The 21,282-nt window shown below is 51.8% G+C and carries 20 protein-coding genes; 7 read left to right on the top strand and 13 right to left on the bottom strand.

Features of this window, described 5'->3' with window-relative positions:
• The first annotated feature begins 58 nt into the window (after positions 1–58).
• On the top strand, positions 59–418 hold the full coding sequence (locus AB1483_00590) for an MGMT family protein (GenBank protein MEW6410949.1): 360 nt from the start codon (positions 59–61) through the stop codon (positions 416–418).
• Positions 415–1,170, top strand: coding sequence for a metallophosphoesterase family protein (locus AB1483_00585; protein ID MEW6410948.1), 756 nt, complete (start codon positions 415–417; stop codon positions 1,168–1,170). Before AB1483_00590 ends, AB1483_00585 begins: the two co-directional genes overlap by 4 nt.
• Here AB1483_00585 and AB1483_00580 read toward each other — a convergent pair.
• Positions 1,160–2,110, bottom strand: a complete 951-nt coding sequence (locus AB1483_00580) for a hypothetical protein (GenBank protein MEW6410947.1) — start codon at positions 2,108–2,110, stop codon at positions 1,160–1,162. The genes AB1483_00585 and AB1483_00580 overlap by 11 nt on opposite strands.
• A 128-nt stretch (positions 2,111–2,238) precedes the next feature.
• Between AB1483_00580 and AB1483_00575 the strand changes: the two genes are divergently transcribed.
• The gene (locus AB1483_00575) at positions 2,239–2,550 is read left to right on the top strand and encodes a metalloregulator ArsR/SmtB family transcription factor (protein MEW6410946.1); all 312 of its coding nucleotides are present in this window, start codon (positions 2,239–2,241) and stop codon (positions 2,548–2,550) included.
• A 73-nt stretch (positions 2,551–2,623) separates the two neighbouring features.
• Entirely contained in the window at positions 2,624–2,815 is a 192-nt protein-coding gene (locus AB1483_00570) for a hypothetical protein (GenBank protein ID MEW6410945.1), read from the top strand.
• Positions 2,816–3,165: 350 nt separating this feature from the next.
• On the opposite strand, the gene AB1483_00565 is transcribed toward AB1483_00570, so the two are convergent.
• Complete coding sequence (locus AB1483_00565) at positions 3,166–3,759, bottom strand: DUF6144 family protein (GenBank protein MEW6410944.1); 594 nt, start codon at positions 3,757–3,759, stop codon at positions 3,166–3,168.
• A 114-nt stretch (positions 3,760–3,873) separates the two neighbouring features.
• On the opposite strand from AB1483_00565, the gene AB1483_00560 reads away from it, so the two are divergent.
• Together AB1483_00560 and AB1483_00555 are read left to right on the top strand one after the other, a co-directional pair.
• Positions 3,874–4,068: a hypothetical protein gene (locus tag AB1483_00560; protein ID MEW6410943.1), complete on the top strand. Its 195-nt coding sequence runs from the start codon at positions 3,874–3,876 to the stop codon at positions 4,066–4,068.
• A 411-nt stretch (positions 4,069–4,479) separates the two neighbouring features.
• Positions 4,480–5,244, top strand: a complete 765-nt coding sequence (locus AB1483_00555) for a response regulator (protein MEW6410942.1) — start codon at positions 4,480–4,482, stop codon at positions 5,242–5,244.
• A 48-nt stretch (positions 5,245–5,292) separates the two neighbouring features.
• On the opposite strand, the gene AB1483_00550 is transcribed toward AB1483_00555, so the two are convergent.
• The 4 genes from AB1483_00550 to AB1483_00535 all read right to left on the bottom strand — a co-directional run bounded on the left by AB1483_00550 (position 5,293) and on the right by AB1483_00535 (position 9,354).
• Positions 5,293–6,285: a hypothetical protein gene (locus AB1483_00550; protein MEW6410941.1), complete on the bottom strand. Its 993-nt coding sequence runs from the start codon at positions 6,283–6,285 to the stop codon at positions 5,293–5,295.
• A gap of 248 nt (positions 6,286–6,533) precedes the next feature.
• Complete coding sequence (locus AB1483_00545) at positions 6,534–7,538, bottom strand: C39 family peptidase (GenBank protein ID MEW6410940.1); 1,005 nt, start codon at positions 7,536–7,538, stop codon at positions 6,534–6,536.
• Between the two features lie 217 nt (positions 7,539–7,755).
• A complete protein-coding gene (locus AB1483_00540; protein MEW6410939.1) occupies positions 7,756–8,793 on the bottom strand; it encodes a serine hydrolase in 1,038 nt (345 codons plus the stop codon).
• A gap of 153 nt (positions 8,794–8,946) precedes the next feature.
• Complete coding sequence (locus tag AB1483_00535; protein ID MEW6410938.1) at positions 8,947–9,354, bottom strand: DUF1761 domain-containing protein; 408 nt, start codon at positions 9,352–9,354, stop codon at positions 8,947–8,949.
• A gap of 384 nt (positions 9,355–9,738) precedes the next feature.
• On the opposite strand from AB1483_00535, the gene AB1483_00530 reads away from it, so the two are divergent.
• A complete protein-coding gene (locus AB1483_00530) occupies positions 9,739–9,930 on the top strand; it encodes a glycine zipper family protein (protein MEW6410937.1) in 192 nt (63 codons plus the stop codon).
• Between the two features lie 354 nt (positions 9,931–10,284).
• On the opposite strand, the gene AB1483_00525 is transcribed toward AB1483_00530, so the two are convergent.
• From AB1483_00525 to AB1483_00495, 7 genes are all read right to left on the bottom strand, one after another.
• On the bottom strand, positions 10,285–11,637 hold the full coding sequence (locus tag AB1483_00525) for an NAD(P)-binding domain-containing protein (GenBank protein ID MEW6410936.1): 1,353 nt from the start codon (positions 11,635–11,637) through the stop codon (positions 10,285–10,287).
• Between the two features lie 17 nt (positions 11,638–11,654).
• Positions 11,655–13,271, bottom strand: a complete 1,617-nt coding sequence (locus AB1483_00520) for a hypothetical protein (protein ID MEW6410935.1) — start codon at positions 13,269–13,271, stop codon at positions 11,655–11,657.
• The gene (locus AB1483_00515; GenBank protein MEW6410934.1) at positions 13,264–14,511 is read right to left on the bottom strand and encodes a hypothetical protein; all 1,248 of its coding nucleotides are present in this window, start codon (positions 14,509–14,511) and stop codon (positions 13,264–13,266) included. Before AB1483_00515 ends, AB1483_00520 begins: the two co-directional genes overlap by 8 nt.
• Entirely contained in the window at positions 14,508–16,025 is a 1,518-nt protein-coding gene (locus AB1483_00510) for a hypothetical protein (protein ID MEW6410933.1), read from the bottom strand. The genes AB1483_00515 and AB1483_00510 overlap by 4 nt, the downstream gene beginning before the upstream one ends.
• Positions 16,026–16,221: 196 nt before the next feature.
• Positions 16,222–17,022: a hypothetical protein gene (locus AB1483_00505; protein MEW6410932.1), complete on the bottom strand. Its 801-nt coding sequence runs from the start codon at positions 17,020–17,022 to the stop codon at positions 16,222–16,224.
• 617 nt (positions 17,023–17,639) lie between these two features.
• The gene (locus tag AB1483_00500) at positions 17,640–18,548 is read right to left on the bottom strand and encodes a hypothetical protein (GenBank protein MEW6410931.1); all 909 of its coding nucleotides are present in this window, start codon (positions 18,546–18,548) and stop codon (positions 17,640–17,642) included.
• A gap of 62 nt (positions 18,549–18,610) precedes the next feature.
• The gene (locus AB1483_00495) at positions 18,611–20,881 is read right to left on the bottom strand and encodes an HD domain-containing protein (GenBank protein MEW6410930.1); all 2,271 of its coding nucleotides are present in this window, start codon (positions 20,879–20,881) and stop codon (positions 18,611–18,613) included.
• Between the last annotated feature and the right edge of the window lie 401 nt (positions 20,882–21,282).

Here is a 21,282-nt window from a genome sequence, read left to right as displayed (position 1 = left end):
CAAATTCTCTAATAATGTTGATCGGTGACAAAGGACATTGGCTGGAGATATTCTGTTCATGGTGGTGAGCCAAAATAAAAAGACCAACTCGTTTCATCGGCGAGTGATAACGGTTATAAAAAAAGTGCCGCGTGGCAGAGTCGCTACCTATGGTCAGATAGCCGCGCTCGCCGGTAACCCGCGCGCGGCACGGCAGGTCGTGAGGGTTCTTCACTCGTCATCAGATAAAGAGCGGCTCCCCTGGCACCGGGTCATCAACTCCAAAGGCTGTATATCCCTCAAACCCGGCCGCGGCTACGAAATGCAAAGAGCCATGCTGGCCGATGAAGGCATTGTGTTCAAGCTCGATGATACCGTCGACCTCAAGCGATACCAGTGGACGCCCCGGATGCCGGCGCGCCGAAAGGACCAAAAGTGAAAGCACTACAGATAGCCGTCATATCCGATGTTCACGGCAACACGTGGGCACTTCACGAAGTTCTCCGCGACATTCAGCGCCGGGGCATAGAATCGATCGTCAATCTCGGTGATTGTGTCTATGGTCCGCTCGATCCCGCCGGTACGGCCGAAATATTGATGTCTCTCAACATACCAACCGTATGCGGCAACGAAGATAGAATCATCTATCAGGATCACGGAGTTGAGCATTCCAATCCTACGCTTGATTTTGTGCGCTCTCAACTCAACGCTAAGAATTTGAGGTGGCTCGAATCTCTGCCCAAAACAACCGTCGCCTTCGAATCATTCTTCCTTTGCCACGGCACCCCCGAAAATGATCAGCAGTATCTCCTGACCGAGGTCAACGAGACCGGCACATCATCGACTAAACCTGATAAGCTGAAACGTCTAACCGCGTCAATAACACAACCTGTCATTTTGTGCGGACACGACCACAAACCCGCCGTGGTGAATCTGTTACCCGACACAATAATCGTCAATCCCGGAAGTGTGGGACTGCAGGCATACGATGATGACCATCCGCTTTTCCACGTGATAGAAAACGAAACGCCCCACGCTCGCTACGGCATCGTTACCTCGCGTGAGGGCGCATGGAGAGCGGAGAATGTCGCCGTTGATTACGACTGGGACAAGGCTGCATCCATGGCTGCCAAAAACGGCAGACCCGACTGGGCAGCGTGGCTTCGGACCGGACTCGCGGCTACCGGTTAGGTCTGTACTTGTCGATTACTTTGCCGTCCACCCAGAAAAACGCGTCGGTGCCGCTGTCGATAAATCTCCCGAAAAACAGATACTTGCCGTCGAGAGTAACATAAGGAAACCCCACCGACTTACCGTTGTTGATTGATTCATCCATGTGCTGCGGCTCGCCGAATGTTCCATCATCGTTTATGAAACTGATGTATAAATCGGTTTCCACGCTGTTGCCGCCGGGACGGGTCGAGGCAAATATGAGATAGCTCTCGTCGGGAGCTATGAACGGGTAAGCATCGGCATATTCCGTGTTAATGGGATAGAGTAGGGCCTCGCGCTCAGCATATTTTCCATCGATCAACCGGCTTCGATATATGCCGCGTTCCCACTGCACGCTGTCCATCTTTCCGACAAAATACACGCTGCCGCCATTTGTAAAAGTCGGCTGCGTCTCACCGTCTTCTGAATTCGGCGGAGAACCGAGGTTGACCGGCTCAGTCCATCCGGAATCGGTCTTCTCCACATACCAGATATCGCTACCGCCAAAGCCGCCCGGCCGGTTTGACGCGAAATACAGTCTGTTTCCATCGAGCGAATAAACCGGCGCCTGATCGGAAAACTCACCGGAGAAAGGCGCTATCCCGGGCGCTGTCCATACACCATCACGCATTTCCATGTGCATGATTTTCGGCCTGGAACCTCTCTTTATGGTCATCCAGAAAACCTCGGTACCATCGGAATTAAACGTGGGGAAACAGTGTTCGATATCATCAACCGCAATAATACCTTCCGCAAACAACGCAGGCTCTATGCCCGGTGGCTCCTGTCCGAGGTATGGCCCGATCAGGGTGGGGAAGTCGGTAGTTTCGGCAGAATCCTGCGCAGAAGACCCGACCGCGAATATTAACGTGCAAGTTATCGTTAAGAACCAAACAATACGTGCCGGCTGATTAATCATAAAATCATCTCCTTAATTGTCAGTCATCAAAAGCCTTTGACAAAATGAACATTTATCGATATACATATTGTTATATATAGATAGTTAACCGGCCCGCAAGTCAACCCTAAATGGCCGGACGTGATAATATGGAAGAAAAAATTTACACTCGCTATTTCAAAGCCTTCGGCGATACCTCGCGCTTCAAGATCATCCGGCTTCTGGCGTCGGGGGAGATGTCGGTCAACGATATAGCCAAAACCCTAAGCCTGTCCCAGCCCACCGTGAGCCGTCACCTGGGAATCCTTCGCGATGCCGACATAGTTGTGGATCGACGCGATGGCCAGCAGGTTTATTACAGTCTCAACAAACACTCGGTCGAAAACTGCTGCACGGGATTCTGCGACTGCCTGGATATCCCCGTAAAAACCGCTACCGGCAAGAAAAAGCCGAAAAAATAAAAAATTTTGGAAACATATATTGACTTATGCGTATATCTATATATAGATATATAGGCATACGGAGGTCAATACGATGAAAAACTGCTGCGATCAGGCTTTGAAGCCGGTCCGGGGGGACAACCGGGCCGCCATCGCGGGCGCGGGTGAAAAGACGCCTGCCGGCTGCTGCTTCCCCGAAAGCGACATAGAGAATACTACTCAGACAAAAACGAAACACCACACGACGATAGGGAGAATCCCAATCGCCGTGGTCTGGAAACATTGATATAACTTAAACTCTGGAGGACACGATGATACGTTTTACGATTCCGCGCGTGGCTCATTGTAGCAGCGGCTGTATACGGTGGTCCCGGGTACGACGTTAAACTGCCCTGTCAATTTGTATAACGATAACGGTTCAACCACAATTTACTCAGAAGGGCGGAGACTGACCATCTCCGCCCGTCGCTATTTCAACCCGATCGCTTCGAGATACTACCGCCGGTAAACCTCCCAAGGCGGCATAGTGTTGTAACTATAGAACTTATTTTTATAAAAATATGCTATTTTTGGGTTTTTTTCATCTAAGTTGTTATTGGAAAAGGAATTTCTCAGCGCAGAAGCGTTCAGGTATTTCTACAAGTACACCGCAAACTGGCAGATATCATCGCCCAGAAGCACTGATTGTACCACATCAACCCGCACCGGCCTTTCAAGCACCTGCTCCCAGATCTGCTTGCACCATCCTGCCCCGCATAAGCAATATGTGGGCGAAATTTCCCCCTCGGCCGCGCGCGCAAAATCACAATGGCAGAAATAATACTGCCTTTCTTCGGGTGTCTTCGCCTTCGCATGTTTGCCGGGAAAACGAGGCGCTTTGGTCACATAGACAATATTGCCCTCCCTGACCGGACGGTTCAAAAACACCTTGCCATACATCAGGTCAATGAGTCTGTCGATATCGCGGCTGGCCTGGTACTCCTGTTTGAATTCTTCTATGAACTCACCGTAGCACCGGCACGAGCACTCGGTCATGATCTTTATGCGCTTATCGTTATCGGCAATGTGGTAATCCAGCTTTTCCATAGCCCGGCAAACCCACTCGGCTTTCTGTTTTTCATCCATCGACAGCAATTGATCGCTGTCAACCATGACATCCTGACAGACCGACCCTCCGGCGTATTTCTTGAGCGCATCGGTCAGCCGCTGTACCCACTCGCTATTGCCCATGCGACAACGCCTCCTTGACAAAGGACCAAAACTACAGTGCAATTTACGAGTGAAAGTGGCCTAAGTTGCCATGGAATATAAACGCTTGGATGGAGTCTTGGGGACAGTCTCCAGATGTCAGATTCTCGTTTTAGCTGCTGTTTACTCCGGCTCGATGTCTTCAGCCTGAAGCAGTTTGCCCACAAAAAGACAGCAGCTCTTCCGCCGACCCGCCTATTGGTGGCCATCGACGAAAACGGAAGTATCGTAATCGACGTGATCGCCCCGCCTATGATCGCCGTGATAATCGTCTTACTCAGACCAAGGTGATCAACTACCCATCCGAAACGCAGGTACATGATGACGCCGCGAATCGTAAGGATGGTCGGCGAATGAACGCCCGGAAGAACGCCGAGATTTCCTTTTGGTCTCTGTTCCACACCTTGAAAACCCTTTAATGACTTTTCGCGTGAATTGCTATTACGTCAGAGGCAATTAGTCAATTCAGGCAATGCTTCATGAGTCAATCTTGGTGAGCAGCCGGCATTTCTTTCAAGAGTTCTTTTCTTATCAATCAAGTCGTTGCTACATATTGTGCTTCCGCCAACTCCGCATGCGAGTCAATCGTGCGTCCGCGGATTTTTGTTTCCCGAACTCAAAAGAAGCGAAGTAGTACCGATAATAGCGGGTGTATACCTCGGCGCACGCCGTAACATGTCATCTTATGAAAGGACAACTTCCGTGAAAGTACTCCTTCTGACTGACAGCGCAGGGAAGTTGAGTGAATTGGTTTCGTGGCTCGAGGATCTCGGGCGCCAAGTGGTCATGGCGTTCTCGCCAAGGCGAGCCCTGCGCATACTTCACTCCGACCATACCATCGATCTCGTCATAGCCGAAGCAAGCGCTTCCCGGGGGCACGGCAGTAAGCTTCTCCAAAGCGTTAAACAGGACCCGAGGACAAAATCTATTCCGGTGATTATCGTCGATACCCAATTCGATGATGCTGTTGTGAGGGATTATTTACAGAAAGGAATAGACGACATCGTAATGCTCCCTATCGCCAAGGAAACCTTTGAGGCCAAAATTCGTAACGCCACGGACCGAGGCAAGGAGACAATTCTGGTGGTCGACGACGAGCCGCTTATCCGCGATTTGCTTGAGCAATTTCTCCTCCTCGAGAGATATAAACCAATCTGCGTCGAATCAGCTGAACGCGCCCTGGAGGTCTTGAAGGAACAGCCGATCGATGCCGTCATAACTGACATTATGATGGAAGGTATGAGCGGAATTGACCTTCTGGTGAAAGTCAAAGAATTTGACCTGGAGATACCTGTCATCATGATAACGGGCTTTGCCGGCAGCTATGGGCCGCAGGAATTAATCAGCATGGGTGCTGACGGCTACTTTACTAAACCGTTCCACAACGTCGATCTCATCTACACCCTCAGGCAGGTGCTAAATCGGGCAAGATGCGGCCGGTCGCATCGAAAACCCGTGGCCGGTTAACGCGCCGGAATCGTGACGGTATTGACCCTGGCGAGATAGGCTGAAAAACTATCTGAACTTCTGCCAGATATGCTTCCAGGTCAGGGCGATGTTGACTATGGCGTCGTGCATCGCCACCTTGTCTATTTTGGCCACATGCTGCTCACCGTAATCCTTTATGATCTTGTCGAGGCTGGGCTTTTCATCCGTGTCCAATGGATAATCCTTTACCGGGGCAAGGATGTTTGCGACAGCGAATGATCCCCGGCACACGTTGACTACGTCTTTCCAGACATCCTCGACCGGAAGTTTCGGTATCTTGACGGGAAGTTTATATCCGAACTGGCTATCGATGCTCCTGGCCTTCGCCATGACAGCGTCAGGGGTATCAGTGCACTTCAGAAGTTTGCTCTTGTCAAAATAGGTGCCGACCTTCTTGGACCATCTTGTCTCCAGTTCGTGGTGCAGGTTTGCGGCGTACGCCGATAAAGGTCGCGCGTCGCAGTGGCAAGGCATGCACGAGTCCGCCAAAAAGTGGCTCAGCATGAAAAAATAAGTCGCTATCTGCTCGGCGGCTGAACGTGCCTCCGGATCGAGACTCTCCGCGAATTTCACCGCCCCCGGTACCAGCCTAGCCACCGGAGGATCCCCCAGAATCAAGAGGTCGATTATGGTGACCGACAACGCCATAGCCCTGTTACCCAAATGCTGACCCGGCTGCGGCGAGGCTTTGTAAGGCTGCTGCCACCATTGCGACGTCAGGTGACTGTCAGCCTTGAGATACGACGTCATCAACCGCCCCGGGCCGAGACGCTTGAGCATCTCGTCTTTCGAAGCCGTGAACCTGATTTTCTGGAGACCATCGTAGAGCTCCATCTTAAGGACATGGTTGTCTATGTCGCCGCTGCCCCTCTTCGAATCCTGAAGGTCTGGAATCCAGGCGCCGATGGCCGCCGTTCTCACATGAGGCTTCAAAAGTTTCACCAGACCGCGAACCTCCTTCGAATCCTCGAGCAGTTTCACCGCCCGGATAGCAAGCCATGCGTGAGTACGCTGGTTCATAAATTCCTCCCTGCTTTAGAGTTTGAGTTTGATGACGTTCGCCGATGCGGTGTGAGTGCAGATTCGTGGCCCCAACAAGTTACTGAGAGGCCAGATACCGGCTCCTCCCTGACCAATCTATGCGCTGAGAACTCAACTGAGTCAAGAGAATTTTGCAGTATCGAGCTGAACCAGAAAACCTGCAAAAGTAGACCGGGAAGAGTCCACCACTCTCCCCGGTGCGGAATACCTCGGTATTCTGTAATGCCCTATCGGGTCAGCAGCGCGATAAGGTCATCGGTGTCAACTACACCGTCGCCGCTAACATCGGCCGACCGCGGACACTCGCTGCACGGTCCATTGTTGAAAAGATAATTGGTCAGCGCGACAATGTCGGCATCGTCGAGTGCCCCGGAGCAATCAAAATCCCCGCTGGCTTGATGGCCCTTCTCGACCGGCAGGCTGAACGTAGTTATGCCATAAATGCCATAGTCCCAGCCGGGGGCGTTCTCGTGCCACGCGTACCAGTGGATGTCGGTGTCATACTCATCGTAAATCGCGAACTCCATGGTCTCTTCATCATAACCGATCCCCGTGACAAAGTGATCGGAGTTGGAGTGGGCATAGCTGTCAACCAGCAGAACCACCGGTCTGTTATTATCGATTTCTTCCTTGTACTGCTCCCAGCTGAAATCCGCGAAGCGAATATTCTCCGACTTCACTTCCACGCCCGGGTACTTGAGTCCAACATATCCATGGAATGCCTGAGCCACGTGGATAAACCAGGTCCACCCGTAGTTGTTGTCAACCGCGCTTCTGGACGTCAGCATGAAATCGGCCAGACAGTTATCGGGATGAACCTCACCGCCCAGCTCCGACTTATCCGGCTGTGTGAGTGCCCACGACCACTCCACCGGACAGGCATAGTCCTGGTAATGGTTTAACTCACCGGTGTCGCACGTGGGGTCTCCGCCATCATCGGCTATCATCGCATGGACAGCAGCCGTCTGGGTGAAAGCATCACCTTCAACTAGATCGGGATAGCCTTGGCTGTCCCAGTATCCGATCACCATCCCGGCGGCGGTGGGTCCACAGCCGTGTCGCCAAAGATAGGCCGGGACACCGTCAATTACAACCTGGCCGGGACTCGGGGCACGTAGCCCCAGGTCAGCCCCCTCAGGTCGGTGAGGCCCGCTGTTGCTCTGCTGCGACCACACCGGGGCGGCGATCAGACAGAACAAAAGCAAATGCGCTGTAGTCTTCAGTCCTCTCATGATGAGCACTCCTCGTTTTTTATGGATTTGTGAGGTGGATATTTTAAACATAGGATCTGCATTTTCTGACCTGACGGTGCGTGGGCTGACGACTGCAGCAATGCCCGACAGGCGTTCTGTTTGTAATGTAACTGACAAAAAAATCTTGAGCCGCGTATAGCTTAAAATACCAAAAGGTACGACTTTGTCAAGTCGGCCCGGACTTTGGAATCCGACCTCAATCGGCCCTTATTGCCTCGATTAGCAATCGCCTCAACGCCAGCATCGGCCGGTTGGTATTGCTCAACAAGGTCAACTCAATGTCGTCACGCGGGAAAATCTCGGACCAAACATTAACACCCGGATCCCAGCCGCCTACATTGTATGACAACACCTCACCATCGACCACCGTCATCCAGACACCATAACCATAATGCATATCAGCACCCTCGTCTTCAGCCACTATTTGAGGTGTAATAAGTACTTGCGTGGTGTCAGCAGATAGAAGTCTGTTTTCGCGAAGGGCAGCCCAGAAACGGGTCATATCCGATGCGGTCGTGTACGCTCCGCCATCAGGGCCACCAACTATCGGCACTGCGAAAAAATTGGTCTTCCACGAACCATCTTCTTTATTCTCTATATACCCGTATGCTGTGCGCTCAGGCAGACGATCCATGTAGAAATAACCGGAGTCCTTCATTCCCGAGACATCAAATATGTGCTGCATCACATATTCGCGAAATGACATGCCCGATTGTTTTTCCACCACCAGCCCGAGCAATATGAAACCGGCATCGTTGTACTTGAATCTCTCTCCCGGCCCGCTACGCATCTTCGAGTCCTGGAACATGGGGATGAAATCCGATGGCGACGTCATGCGATACATCGGACGGTCATGCCACAACTCTTCAAATTCCTGCGTCTCCTCGTCCCAGTAATCGGGAATACCCGCCGAGTGCGTGAGAAGATGGTGAATCGTAATGTCCGGATCGAAGTGAGGAAAAGTGTAATCGACCAGGTCTTTCAAACGTGAGTCAAACCCAAAGATATTTTTGTCAACAAGCTGGCATATGGATACGGCGGTGAAGATTTTGCTTCCCGATGCTATGGCGAAGCGAGTCGATTGTGTGTTGGGAATCGATTCGGCGCGGTTGGCCATTCCCGATGCCTGCTCGAGAACCGTTGTATCTTTTGCCCGCAGCCTTATCACACCGCAAAAATCCAGCTGCTTTGCCTGAATCTTGATACCATTTGCGAGCGATGTGAAGTCTGTCATGATGTCTGAACCTCTCGGAAATAACTATTTTTCCAGCTGAAAATGCCACCTGTCGGCTGGAAATGAATCATAAGCGGAAAGAACTGAACTGGCAAGAATTAATCCCGAAGATGTCAGGGCAGAAGCCTGTAACTTCTGCCCTTACGCTTGAAGTCAGTGCCACACGCCGAGGATGATGCCGGCCACGACCATCGAAACGAGATGATAAAGAACGTTGATGAAAGTCAGGCCCGTCGGGCGTTTCTCAAAGGTGTCGTTAACGAACATGGAGGTCAAAACGAAACAGACGCCAACGAGTACCCCGACCAGGATGCCGCCGCGAACGGAAACATCACCATACCACAACATGACCCTGGCGATACCGTAACAGGCGACAAATGATGTCACCAGCGCGATGATATAATTCGCCGCCGAGGCACCGGCGGCCACCTGCTCCTTTGTTTTACCGATCGCCTTCATCCACGCCGCGCCGAACAGCGGTGCATACCACAGCCATCCGATTATCAGATAGACTATCGCGGCCACAATGACAGCCAGATAATTGATTGTCATCGGTTCCATTTCACTCCTGCCTTGACTTTGAGTTAAAGCGCGAAACTCCGGATCTATGCTGCAATATTAGAATTTGTTAAAACCACTGGCAAGTATTGATTCTGGCCATAAATCTCGATCCTGAAGAGCGCAATAACCGTTTAACGACCCGTGTCTTCCCGCTCTTTTGGCGACAGAATATAAGCTGTATTTCGGCTCGCAGTGATGTGAGAAGCCCTCACAGAGCATTGCCCACAAATGATGACGCAGCGCCTATAGCCTCGGCCGAATTTTTGTAATAGATTTTTTCAAACAGTATATCGGGCAACTTTTCGATCAAAACTCAGTATTATTACGGTATTGGACACTAATGAGTGCTGCTTGCGGAAAGGGACTATTGGAATGAATGCACAAATGAACCGGGCGAAGTCAAACAGGATGGCGCTGAGTGTTTCCATCGGATTCGCGGTCGGTGCCGCTTTTGGGGTGCTGGTTGGTTTTGTGACAAAAGATCTTGCCGTTTGGTTATCGGTTGGTGTGGGGATGGGTATCGCCGCCGGCGCTGCGGTTGGCGGGATGCTGATGAGCAAGGGCAAGCATAAGTAACCGCCGCGACATAAGACAGCACCAGACACTAACCCGTAGTAATAGCAATTACTTACGGGAAATACAGTGTCTGGTGTTTTTCCTTATTTTCTGTTGTTTTGGCTAATTCTGTTAGAAAACTGTTAGAAAGAGGTCTGTCGGAAAGTGTACTGATACATACACTATCAGGTGAAGTAATTCAAATCACGTTACTATGAAGTATAGCATTCTGGCCGAGGAATGTGAATTGCATATTGCGGACCCCGTGGACGCACACACAAGCAAATGGGACAGTTTACCGAACTCCAGTCACGGTTTCACGATTCACCAATAAAGTGAAATCTGTTGGGGATGGCGTTTAATGTGCGGTCTGACTTAATCCCGTTTTATATTCAGGCGAATATCCTGCTCAACCAGTGTATGTTCCTCGCCGCCAAAGGCGATGCCCCACGATTTCAACATATCATAAGGTGGAACTCCACCCGCCTGAACTATAACGTAATCGTTGGGCAGGTCAACCTCTCCGGAGTTTGTCTCGAGAATGACCGACTTTTCTTCAATTCGCAGCAACCGGGAATCGAAATAAGCCCGGACGTCGCCATCGCCTATCAGACGGGTTATTCGTTCCTCGTTCTTCTTTTTTATTCGGAAGAATCGGTCCTTGCGGTAAGATATCGAGACTGTCGTGCCCGGCTGGCGGGCGAGTCCTATAGCAGCCTCTACCGCACTGTCGCCTCCCCCGACCACCAGCATCCTTTGTCCATCAAAAGCCTGAGCATCGACCAGCTGATACATGACTTTCGGCAAGTCTTCTCCCGGGACACCCAGTCGTCGGGGCGAGCCACGACGACCCAGAGCCAGCACTACGAACCTGGCGTTAGCCGTGATACCTGATTCAAAGAATAACTGAAAATGGCTATCGACTTGTGCAAGTTGCGAGACCTTCTGACCGGATTGGATTTCGAGTGCGTTGCTACTGCACACCCTCCGCCAGATTTCAAGCAACTCCTCCTTGGAATACTCCTCCGCACTCAGTGGCCCATACGATGGTATTTCTACCGGCTGTGTCATGACAAGTTTGCGCCGGGGGTAGTGGAGGATAGTTCCGCCGAGACCGAATTGATCGAATACGGCGACCGAGAGGTGGTTGTTGTTGGCGACGAGCGCCGCGCTCAGACCAGCCGGTCCCGCGCCGACAATAACAAGGTCGTATATGGAAGTATCCTTGGAAGGAACTTCGCAACGTCCGACAATCTCTTCCGCCACCAGCCTACCCTGCGCGATGGCGTGGCGTATCAGCGACAGCCCGCTCAGTTCGCCCGCGATGAAGACGTTCGCAATGGAGGTTTCATTTTTTTCCGACAGAATGGGGATGTCCGGTCGCGTCCTGACGTCCCCAAGGCCTACTTTAACTGCACCCACGGGACAGGCTGTTTCACAGAAGCCGTGCCCCACGCAACGCAAACCGTTGACCACTTCGGCGACCCCCGATACTACCGCGAGCACATCGCCCTCAGGGCAAGCGTCAACGCACCCTCCGCATCCGATACACAGGGTTCTGTTTATCATCGGGTATTGGCCGGTCACACTGTCAATGCCCAGTTTTCTGGCCTCGGCTCGCCTTTCGGCGGCAACGTGCTGTCTGCGAAAAAATCCTATGGCATAGGGCACCACTATTGCCACTATAAGTCCACTCGCAATGAACCAGATGGTAACACTCTCACTCATGTGAAACTTCCCGCCGATTAATACCTGTAACCGATTTCAAGAGTTGTGCGCAGCCCCTCAATATCGTCGCCCCAACTCCATTCGGAACGATGACTGATAAAGTACTTCCGCGACAGATCGAGAGTCGCTCCTAATTCCAGTGAAGTGCTTCGACGGTACCCATCGCTGCCCGCGGCTGAATATGAGTATCCACCAGTTCCGATATAGGGATCGACCAGCGCCACGGGGGGCAGCTGAAGCCTGGCGTTGTATCCGAAGCCGTTCTCGTTGACCCCGTCGAATTGGAATGCCGATATCAATAAACTGCCGCTGTACCCGAAAAACCCGGATTTCCGAAGACTGGCGGAGTAGCTGATACTCGCCTTAGTTTCATTTGATGTTTTTCGGTAACCAAGTGAGGCGTGCAGCCATACCTGGGCTAAAAGCGCCACGTCAACACTACCGCGGATTCCCCGGCGAATACGATCATCGAATAGACTGTCTGCCTCGGAGATGAGCTCATAGTACCAATACTTCTGCCGGTTGTCGTATTGAACCGAAAACCGCAGATCGCGACGAGGGTGGACCCACGTTTGGATGTACAAGTTAGATAAACTCGTACGGTGACCGACCCGTTCTCTTCTCCATCCGCTGTTGATATCCAGTTCGACCGAATGGCTGAGGCCTAAGGAAGTCCCGCGGCGGACAACGCCGCGCCAGGCCAAAAACGTGCGGCTGGGAATGCTGCCGTGGAACTCGCCCACTGCACCGAAAGTTTGCTCGAACGTCGCCCCCGCTGTACTGTGGTGGCGAAAGAAAACATAGCTCCCGTACCTTTCAAGAGCATGGTCAATCTCTCCGTACGCCCATTCGGGCCGGCGTCCGGCCATCATGGCTACCTGCAAATTGTCGGCCAAGCGAACGCTAAGTAGACCACCGTCGATAAAGCCGATGTTTCCGAGATGTTGCGGGATGAACCTTCCGATCGTGAAGCCAAGCCGGGCATCGGGTGGATGGTACTTGTAAGACAACTCCCATAGCCGGTTGCGCCACTCCTGCTCGGGACTGCCCGTGTTGTAGGCGCTGTTGCGAACATCATACCTTCCCCGTGTACGTATAGTGAGAGTCGCATGCTTTTTCCAGATATTGTCGACACGAAAATTGAACCTTGCGCTTGTCTGTGTGAAACCGAGATCGGCATCGCTGTTGTCATTCCATCGGTAAATCGCTAAGGACACGTTTCCAAAATATCGCACCGGAACGGAGGTCTTGCCACTCGCCGGTGTGGCTGGTACGGCAATGGGTGCCGAGGGAGGAGTGTTCGTCACGATAGACGCTGGGGGTACTGTTTCGCGCGAATGCATCTTGCGCTCGATTGTAACTATATCACCCGTGCCGACCGCCTGAGAACCGTCGAGGACTCGACACGACGCCGAATGCATCGAGACATATTCCACTTCCATCCTTGCGACGATCTCTCCTTTGACGGTTTTCGTAACAGTGTCACCGACTTCGATACCACGGGCTCGACCGCCATCGATATAAACGTGGTCAATCGAGACATAAGAAACGACAAACCCCCCATCTGAGCTCGGGCTTGCCGGAGCGAAAGACACGACCGCAAGCATGAAGATAAGTACGGTCAGCCTAGTCATCACTGCTTCCTGTAGGGTGGCAACTGTAGCAGGCGCTGCTCAGATATTGGTAATTTGTGACTTCCGTGTGCTTGGCATCCATGTCTGTCTGGTTGTGCTCGTGGCAGTTGGTGCAGTCGAAGGAAGAAAAATCGGTCGGTATGGTGTGGCACTCGCTGCAATCCTGCCATTTTTCCCTGTGGGTACCGGAATATATTGGGAAATACTGGGCATCATGGTCCCAGTCTGCCGGAGTCCATCCCGATGCGGAGTGGCACGATTCACAGTTGGTCGGGAAATGCGCTGCGATATGGCTTGGATCGGAGGTAGCCTCATAGTCGTTTTGATGGCAGGCATAACAGTCTGTCGGGGTGCCGGCATAGCCGGTCTGGTGACAGGCCACACAGTCAACGACGGCATGCTGCCCGTCGAGTGGAAAGGCCGTCTTGGCGTGATCGAATGAAGCCGGCGTCCATGCGGTAGTGGTGTGGCACAAGACGCAATCGGTGGAGAAACCGGCTGCCTCGTGATCCGGATCAGCGGTGGCCCGAAAGTCAGCATCATGACAGCCAATGCAGTCGGTGGGGGTTCCGACAAAAGTCTGCTGATGGCAGGCAGTGCACTCCAGGTTTGCATGAGCGCCGGTCAGCGGAAACACTGCGGGGTGCGCATAGGTGGTAACGGTCCAGCTTCCAAAGGCGGCACTGTGACAGCGCTGACAGTCGGTGTTGAAAGCCAGGGCGTTGTGGTCGGGAGACACCGCCGCCTCAAGGTCGTTGCGATGACAACTTATGCACTCAGTCGGCGTATCGGTAAATTCCTGTCGGTCTTCGTTGCGGTGACAGGCGTCGCAATCGGCGATCGCATGAACACCCGTGAGCGGGAAACCTCGCTCGGCGTGCTGTGACAGAAGATTTGTTTGGGGGCCCCAGTCGCGCACTATGTGGCAGCTTTGACAATCCGTCCCCAACTGACCCATGTGATGATCCACGTGGCAGTCGGCACAGGCGGTGCCGATATTGCTGAAGCGAAGGTCCTTGTGGCACGAGCGACAGGCCACCTTTTTGTGCGCCCCAAGAAGGCGAAAACCGGTCTCGGCATGCGAGAATTTCATGTCTTCAGCCAACCGATGCCACGATTCCGTTGTGTGGCAAGAAACACAATCCCATGCCAGTTTGCCGTGCGGATCGGTCGATGCTCCATGAAGCAAACCTGCGGCAACGACAATGGCGACACCAACTGCCGCTATGACTGCTCTCATAACTTTACCCTTCCCATCTCTTTAATGGTTCCGTGACAGGACGCGCACGTCATATCGAGCGGGCGATACCGGGTGAGCGCCGTGCCATCGTCCGAGACTGTCTCAGTCCTGTGGCAGGCGGCGCACGGCACTCGGGTGTGTGCGCCTTCCAGGACAAAACGTGAATCGCGGTTGTGGTCGAAATTGTCAGGCCGCCAGGAGTCGGTCGTGTGGCAGCGTACGCATCTGGAGCCGCTGTCCGAGCCAATATCGGCGAACTGCCCGGCGTGGATATCTGTGTGACAGGTTTCGCAGTGCGTATCGATCGGCTTAAAAACAAGTTCACCCGCCGCCGCGGATTCGTCCTTGTGGCACCGGATACAGGCAACGGCGCCGTGTTTGCCTGCAAGAGCGAATTCGGTCTGATTATGGTCGAAACTGACCGTGCTCCACTGCTCGACACTGTGACATGCCTCACAACCCTCCGCGGTTATCCAGCGATCCAGCTGGCTGCCGTGGGGGTTGCGATGACAACCGGCGCAGCGCACAGATTCGAAATCGAAGCGGTCGATTTTCGCGGAGGCGCTATCCGCCCGGTGGCATTGGCTACAGGCGATTGCTTTGTGAGCACCGCGAAGGGGATACCTGGTCAGGTCGTGGTCGGATTGTGTGAACCTGGCCGGGCTGAATCCCTCGACCACGTGGCACTGCCCGCACTCGGTTCCTCCTTCTCTGTCTGCGAAGGCGCCGTCGTGGAAGTCGGCGTGACAGTCCAGGCATCGCGAAAACAGTAGCGCCCCGTTTCGGGATTCTTTACCGTGGCATTTCCCGCATTCCACTGAGGCGTGCCTGCCGCGGAGCGGATATCGCGTCCGGTCGTGGTCAAATTCGGCGCTCCGTACCTCTCGCCAGCCCCCGGTGTTGTGACACCGTTCGCAGTCATCGCCAAGCCGCCGTTCGTGTGGGTCGCGATGACAATCGGTGCAGGTCCCGTGAGCAACGGGGCGATAATTAACGGACGGCGCTGACTCCGATTCATCCGCGGCAGTTACCTGATGATGGCATTTGGCGCAGGGAACAACCGCATGCCGGCCGGTAAGGGGAAATCGTGCGGTGTCGTGACTGAAACTGACCGCGGGCTTCCAATGCTGAAAGTCATGACATCCGGCACAATCCGTGCCAAGTTGTCCACGGTGTTGATCAGAGTGACATGACACACATTTTCTTTCCAATCCCAGAAAAGTCCTTTCCGGCGAAGACCCTTGCTCCGAAAGTGCCCGAGGGTCGGACAAGAACTGCTGACGATGACACTTTCGACACTCGAGCCCGGCATGAGCACCCTCCAGCGCATACCCGGTCTGTAAATGATCGAACGCTTCCTGTCCGCCGCTGAAATAAATGAGCTCGTAGTCTCGACCCTGGTGCTCCACATGGCAAAGCGCGCAGTCACGGTAATCAGGCGAAGAGTGCAGTCCCCGGCCGGCTGCCTGCTGCTTCTCAATAGCTTTGTGACATTCCAGGCATAAGCCGGGCAACTCATTTCTATCCGCTGAGTGACACCTGCCACAGTTCTCAACACCCTCAAGGAGAGAATGGGAGCTGTGCAGCTCTCCGGGGGAGAGTTGCCCGTGCACACTGTCGACTACGGTAGTAAAAAAAATCAAAACCGCAGCCAATACCGCCGTCGGAGTAAGAACACGTTGCGGTGACGTGATGGAAGACCGAATTTTTTTACCATGCATATCCGGTCCAAACAGCTACGGTTATGTGGACTATCATTATTACATACATGATTATCGCCAGAGGTTTATGGATTATGTGCCACCAATGGAACATACGCTGCACGCGCCCAAGGATGTGAAGCCGTCGTTTCAGCAAAGCTCTCTTGCCGCCAAGCTCGGTCAGTGTTTTTACTTCCTGCGGCGGAATGTGACCGGAAACTGATAGGGTGTGCCTTAGCCTGTGCTTCGACCAGGGCCGGATGATATCCCTCACTATCAGAATCGGAAGCAGCTTATAGACTCTCGTGGATTCCGCAAAGTATACCCTTTCAATCTTCGCCAGCACATCCTCAAGAACTTCTTCGTCCAGACCCGAGCGCACTCTGATCTCATTCAACGCGTTATCCAATGATAGCTCAATCTCAGTCAGGGAAAGCTCTTTGTCATCGATGGTTCGCGGGATCTGTTGGTAGAGATAGCGACCGAAATATCCGCTGAGAGCCACTGCAATCATTGCCCAAAACGCAATCGCGACAAGCCCCTGAACCTTAAATGAAGTATGCATTATGATCATCAAAGGCCCGATCACCCCCAAAAAGATGTGGCCATCGAGAAACGGCCGCAACGGCGTACGACGACCGAACAGCCGCAACCGTTTCTGCAGTGAATAAACAAGCATTAGAAGCATCATTGTTGCGCCGACGATCCCTAAAACCACGCCGGTGCTTCCGGCAGGTCGTAGCGATCTATAGTCGGGATGATGTGGTCGGTCTGTATAAGGAGTCGTGTAGTATGACCATCCATCGATCATCAGAACCACCAAAACAATCAGCGCCGTCAGATATAATGAAGAAAGAATTATTCTTCTGACGGGCCAAGAACGTCGCGGCAAGGCGCCGAGCGCCCGAAAATTCCCGTTCGTGCTGACAGGAGGAGCAGCTTGAGAAGCCTGTCTGTTCAATGACCTCACTTCGAATCCCTTGAATATACAGCCCTGCTATTATGAACACTCGTCCCGGTAATATGGTTCGAAAGCGTCTTAAACATTATGTACGCAAGTCGCTTGCGTCAATTGAGAAAATTTCTGGTAGACAGTCGTTATCCTGAAGGCGCCCGCCCAAAAAAGAAACTCCCGAAGTGATTGAACTTCAGGAGCTTAAACTTGGTAGCGGGGAGGGGATTTGAACCCCTGACCTTCGGGTTATGAGCCGATTAAGCTGTCCAGACACCAGAAAGCACCAGACACTAACCTGTAATAATAGCAATTACTTACGGGAAACCCAGTGTCTGGTGCTTTCCCTTATTATCTGGTGTTTTTGCTCGTTTTGTTAGAAAACTGTTAGAAAGGGGTGTATGTCAAATGAGGGCAATGCTAACGCCGATTCAATTCGCGATCGACCACTCGTGCGTTTCCCCGGTTTGGGTGGTTCAACCAATGTCTTCAAATACAGAAACTACCCTCCGATAAGGGGATTCTTTCGGACCAAGGACGCAAACAGAGACTAAATAGTTTCCCTTAAGCGAGCCAATATTGGTATCCTCCACTGCACTAAAACGAAAGTATGGATCCTCCGACATGGCATTGGCAACGATGCTCTCGCGTCTTGCGTGACAACTTCGCTTGCTACCGAGCCATGGAATAAACGCTTTGCGACACACTGACCATGTTGGAACGACACTTGTATGAGGTTCCTCAGTAGGGCCACTCTTTCTTCGCCATTCGACAATCGCCGTAAGTCCACTGTTTGAGAGTGGGCAAAGGGGGTCAAAAAGGCGCATTGCCGCATATCGCCGGGGAATATTGAAATATCCTGCCACCCTTGCGATGTTACTAGCTACGTTCCCTCCGGCCCCATGCGCAATTACGGTGGCCAGCTCAGCTTTGGAAATCAGTAGCCTGCAAGCACCGTAGTCACAGAGCTTTTCCTCAATTTCATCCGAAGGCAGATTTCCCGGTCGCTGACCATCCGTCGTTTCGAAAAGACTGTGCATAATGTCATGAGCAATCGTGGCTCGTGCTTCTTCCTCCGTAATTGGATTGGAAAGGTAAGTGACTCTCTTGCCTCGGAGTCTGAACGAAGAACCGAAGAAAGGTCGCTCGACGTAGAAGTCTACATTCTGACGCGGGGAACCAACAACCTGATACCCAAGCTCCGTTGCCAATTTAGAAACTGTCGCGAAGTTCCTCTTCTGTAACAGCTCTCCATGACTCTCTCGCAAATTATCTGCAAATTCTGCCACAATTTCTATTAAGGAAGATTCAGACCTATTGTATAACAAGCCTTGCACTACCGGAGATAACTTGATGGTCAGCGGCTTTCTAATCAGCTCTTCCATGAACCTGCCGTAGGCCCAGCCAGCATACCGCCTACCAGAACGAGATACAGTCATGTTAGCTACTACTTCTTGTCACTTTTCTCTTCTGGTCGCAGGTAGATTGCTAACCACTGCTTGACCACCGTTTCGGGGGAAATATCGACTTTCCTGCCGTGGGGGGTTACCCCTTCCACAAATTCAACAAATTCTGGCGTTAGCGGAACCTTGGGAACCTTCTCGGAAGACTGCATATATTCGACGACCCGAATTAGGTGGAATGCAACGTCTCCGTACGTGGACTTGAGTTGACGATGCAAATCGTCGCAATTGGATACATCTGAACCGATTATCTCAGTGAGGGCAAATCGAATCTTTTCTTCAATTAACGGCCACTTGTACATCTGAGCCTCTTGCACGAAGAAATACATGTTCCATATCCTCTTGTAGGCACTGGCCAGATCAATGGCCTCTTGTATGTGAGGGCTAAGGCTGTGTAATTCGTGTTCCTCTTTTATAGCGCTGAATTCGATCACGCTCTTGGGATCGGAACCGAACACCAAAACATTGGCTTCCTTCAGTGATGTATCTGACTTTGGACAGTGAATGACAAGAGATCCATACTTCAAGTCTGCATCGTGTTCCACTCGACGCTCGAATTTAAACCGAAATGCGGGATTCTTGAACTTATCCGCAAGTTCCTTCACAACCAAGGCGTTTGTCTTCTTATCTATTCTAGAGACTCGAAACACCAGATCGTAGTACTGTCGAGCTTGAATCTGCCACATCAGGCGCGAGGCCTCGGTCAATCGCAAAACGATCTTTTCGGCTAAGTCCTTTGCGGTCTCGGGGCTACCGAACAGATTCTCGTTGGCGTTCACTTCAATAGCCGCCAGCTCTTCAGTGCAGATTTTTAGCAGAGCCATTGTGATTCCGGAGCGATCTGGTAAGCTCTTTAGGGTCGTTGATAGCGTCTCCAATACACTTTCAAACGGCTGATATTGATCCGGATTCTTGCAGCAAGTAAGAAATTTTGTGACCTCGGCTTTGTTCGCCGCAGCGTCGACGGCAGTATAGTCCCTGACCTCTTTAGTGATTTGTAAGCATCTCACCACATGCTGTTCGAGCTTCGCCATGAAGACTGCATCGCCTATTCGGAAGAAATTCAACTCGGCTTCTCGAATGCCCATCATAGAAACTGCGGTTCCGAGCATTGCGCCAGCAGCGCATTTTGTTGGATGAAAGATGACTCTTTCGGACAGAAGGTATCGAGCACGAAGAATTGTCACAATTTCTGAGACAACATCGAGTCGCAGCTTGTTTGTGAACACCTGTAGACAGAGTCGAATCATGGGGTGGTCTGCGCCCCTGGCTTTGTAACTTACAAGGCTAAAGTACCTGAAAATTCTGTCATCATAATCGTAGTGAAGTCCAGACATTCGAGAATCTCGTTTGGCATAGTCGAGCAAATCAGCGCAGATTGTATTGCCGATTATGTCGAGCGAAAACGCATCGAGATCGAGATTGAACGCAGGTTGGTCAGGTCCGGCAGTAATTTCGCACTGGGACAGCACCACTGAAATAAAGAGCTCCCCTATCGCCTTTTGTCGGGCGTCGTTTCGCTCTTGTTCTGCTCCCTTATCATCGCCGTTCCGTTCCTTGTGAACATCATCGAGATAGAACAGCGCCACCATCGCCCTCTCTAGGTTGACAAGAAATGTATGAATCTCATGGATAAGATCCGGTTGGTAGCAACGTTTAATTCTGTCAAGCGCAGTCTTGAGCCTAGAAATGAGGTAATCGCTCTCTAATTGAGATGGTTCGTCTTTACAGACTATTGTCAGAAGAGCAGGGTCTATGTTCGGGTCGTGGCGAAGAATTAGCGCGTATACAAACTCTCTAACTAAGATGTTAAAGAACTGACACTGACGTTTAGGATTGTCGTGCTTGACGGAAAAGACATGCATTTCATCTTCCAACGTATGGCCGAAAGGAATGTGACCGATATCGTGAAGAAGCGCGATTAATCGTACGACGGGCCGACGCTTGTCCACATAAGCTTGCAGTTTGGCAATAGGGATGCTCTTACGGTTGTACTCGAAGTCCATTCGTCCGGGGGGGAGATTCCCTTGTTCTCTACTAAGGGATCTGATGACTCCCGAAACGATCTTGTCGGCCCTGTTGGTGACACCGAGTATGTGATTGAAACGGGAATGCACTGCATCAGGATAAATTCGATCGGCGAAGCCTAGCTGCTTTAGATTGTACATTCGCTGCAATATCGGTGTGTGGAGGAGTTCAAGCTCCCAGAATTCAAACTCGCAGTCATTATAAAGCAAGGTTCTGACAGTCTTCATCTTAAAACCTCCCTACAAATTGTCTATAAGTTCTGTCTGGCGAATCCAAGAGTGCTTTCAGCCAATATAGCGAAAGCCCCTGAAAAGTACAATCATTTGTCCATTTTGGCTGATAGACTTTCTGTCGGTAAAGCAAATCAATTTCTACAATCTTAGTCCTTTATTGCTTTTCCGTTGATGGACGATCGTCCTGCTAATTTTGGGTTTCCCGTTGCCGTTCCTCACGAAGGGTTTCTTTTTACGACAACTTGTCCTGTTATTGCAGAGGGCGTATCATGCTCGTTGGACCCAGTCTAATATTTAATGAGAGCGGGAAGCGATGAACAATAGAAATGTGATTATCGACCCAAAACGCAAACCCAACTCGGACGAATATTTGGCACACTTTCTCAGTTTACTGG

It is taken from the genome of Candidatus Zixiibacteriota bacterium, from assembly GCA_040756055.1.
Taxonomy (GTDB): Bacteria; Zixibacteria; MSB-5A5; order GN15; family FEB-12.
Note: the sequence above shows the minus strand (reverse complement) of the source record. Positions and strands in the feature narration are given on the sequence as shown.

Bases quoted from the DNA above. Each gene is read 5' to 3' on its own strand.
- AB1483_00590 (MEW6410949.1), top strand. From the start codon at position 59: ATGGTGGTGAGCCAAAATAAAAAGACCAACTCGTTTCATCGGCGAGTG.
- AB1483_00580 (MEW6410947.1), bottom strand. From the start codon at position 2,110: ATGATTAATCAGCCGGCACGTATTGTTTGGTTCTTAACGATAACTTGC.
- AB1483_00575 (MEW6410946.1), top strand. From the start codon at position 2,239: ATGGAAGAAAAAATTTACACTCGCTATTTCAAAGCCTTCGGCGATACC.
- AB1483_00570 (MEW6410945.1), top strand. From the start codon at position 2,624: ATGAAAAACTGCTGCGATCAGGCTTTGAAGCCGGTCCGGGGGGACAAC.
- AB1483_00565 (MEW6410944.1), bottom strand. From the start codon at position 3,759: ATGGGCAATAGCGAGTGGGTACAGCGGCTGACCGATGCGCTCAAGAAA.
- AB1483_00560 (MEW6410943.1), top strand. From the start codon at position 3,874: ATGTCAGATTCTCGTTTTAGCTGCTGTTTACTCCGGCTCGATGTCTTC.
- AB1483_00550 (MEW6410941.1), bottom strand. From the start codon at position 6,285: ATGAACCAGCGTACTCACGCATGGCTTGCTATCCGGGCGGTGAAACTG.
- AB1483_00545 (MEW6410940.1), bottom strand. From the start codon at position 7,538: ATGAGAGGACTGAAGACTACAGCGCATTTGCTTTTGTTCTGTCTGATC.
- AB1483_00540 (MEW6410939.1), bottom strand. From the start codon at position 8,793: ATGACAGACTTCACATCGCTCGCAAATGGTATCAAGATTCAGGCAAAG.
- AB1483_00535 (MEW6410938.1), bottom strand. From the start codon at position 9,354: ATGGAACCGATGACAATCAATTATCTGGCTGTCATTGTGGCCGCGATA.
- AB1483_00530 (MEW6410937.1), top strand. From the start codon at position 9,739: ATGAACCGGGCGAAGTCAAACAGGATGGCGCTGAGTGTTTCCATCGGA.
- AB1483_00525 (MEW6410936.1), bottom strand. From the start codon at position 11,637: ATGAGTGAGAGTGTTACCATCTGGTTCATTGCGAGTGGACTTATAGTG.
- AB1483_00520 (MEW6410935.1), bottom strand. From the start codon at position 13,271: ATGACTAGGCTGACCGTACTTATCTTCATGCTTGCGGTCGTGTCTTTC.
- AB1483_00515 (MEW6410934.1), bottom strand. From the start codon at position 14,511: ATGAGAGCAGTCATAGCGGCAGTTGGTGTCGCCATTGTCGTTGCCGCA.
- AB1483_00505 (MEW6410932.1), bottom strand. From the start codon at position 17,022: ATGATCGATGGATGGTCATACTACACGACTCCTTATACAGACCGACCA.
- AB1483_00500 (MEW6410931.1), bottom strand. From the start codon at position 18,548: ATGGAAGAGCTGATTAGAAAGCCGCTGACCATCAAGTTATCTCCGGTA.
- AB1483_00495 (MEW6410930.1), bottom strand. From the start codon at position 20,881: ATGAAGACTGTCAGAACCTTGCTTTATAATGACTGCGAGTTTGAATTC.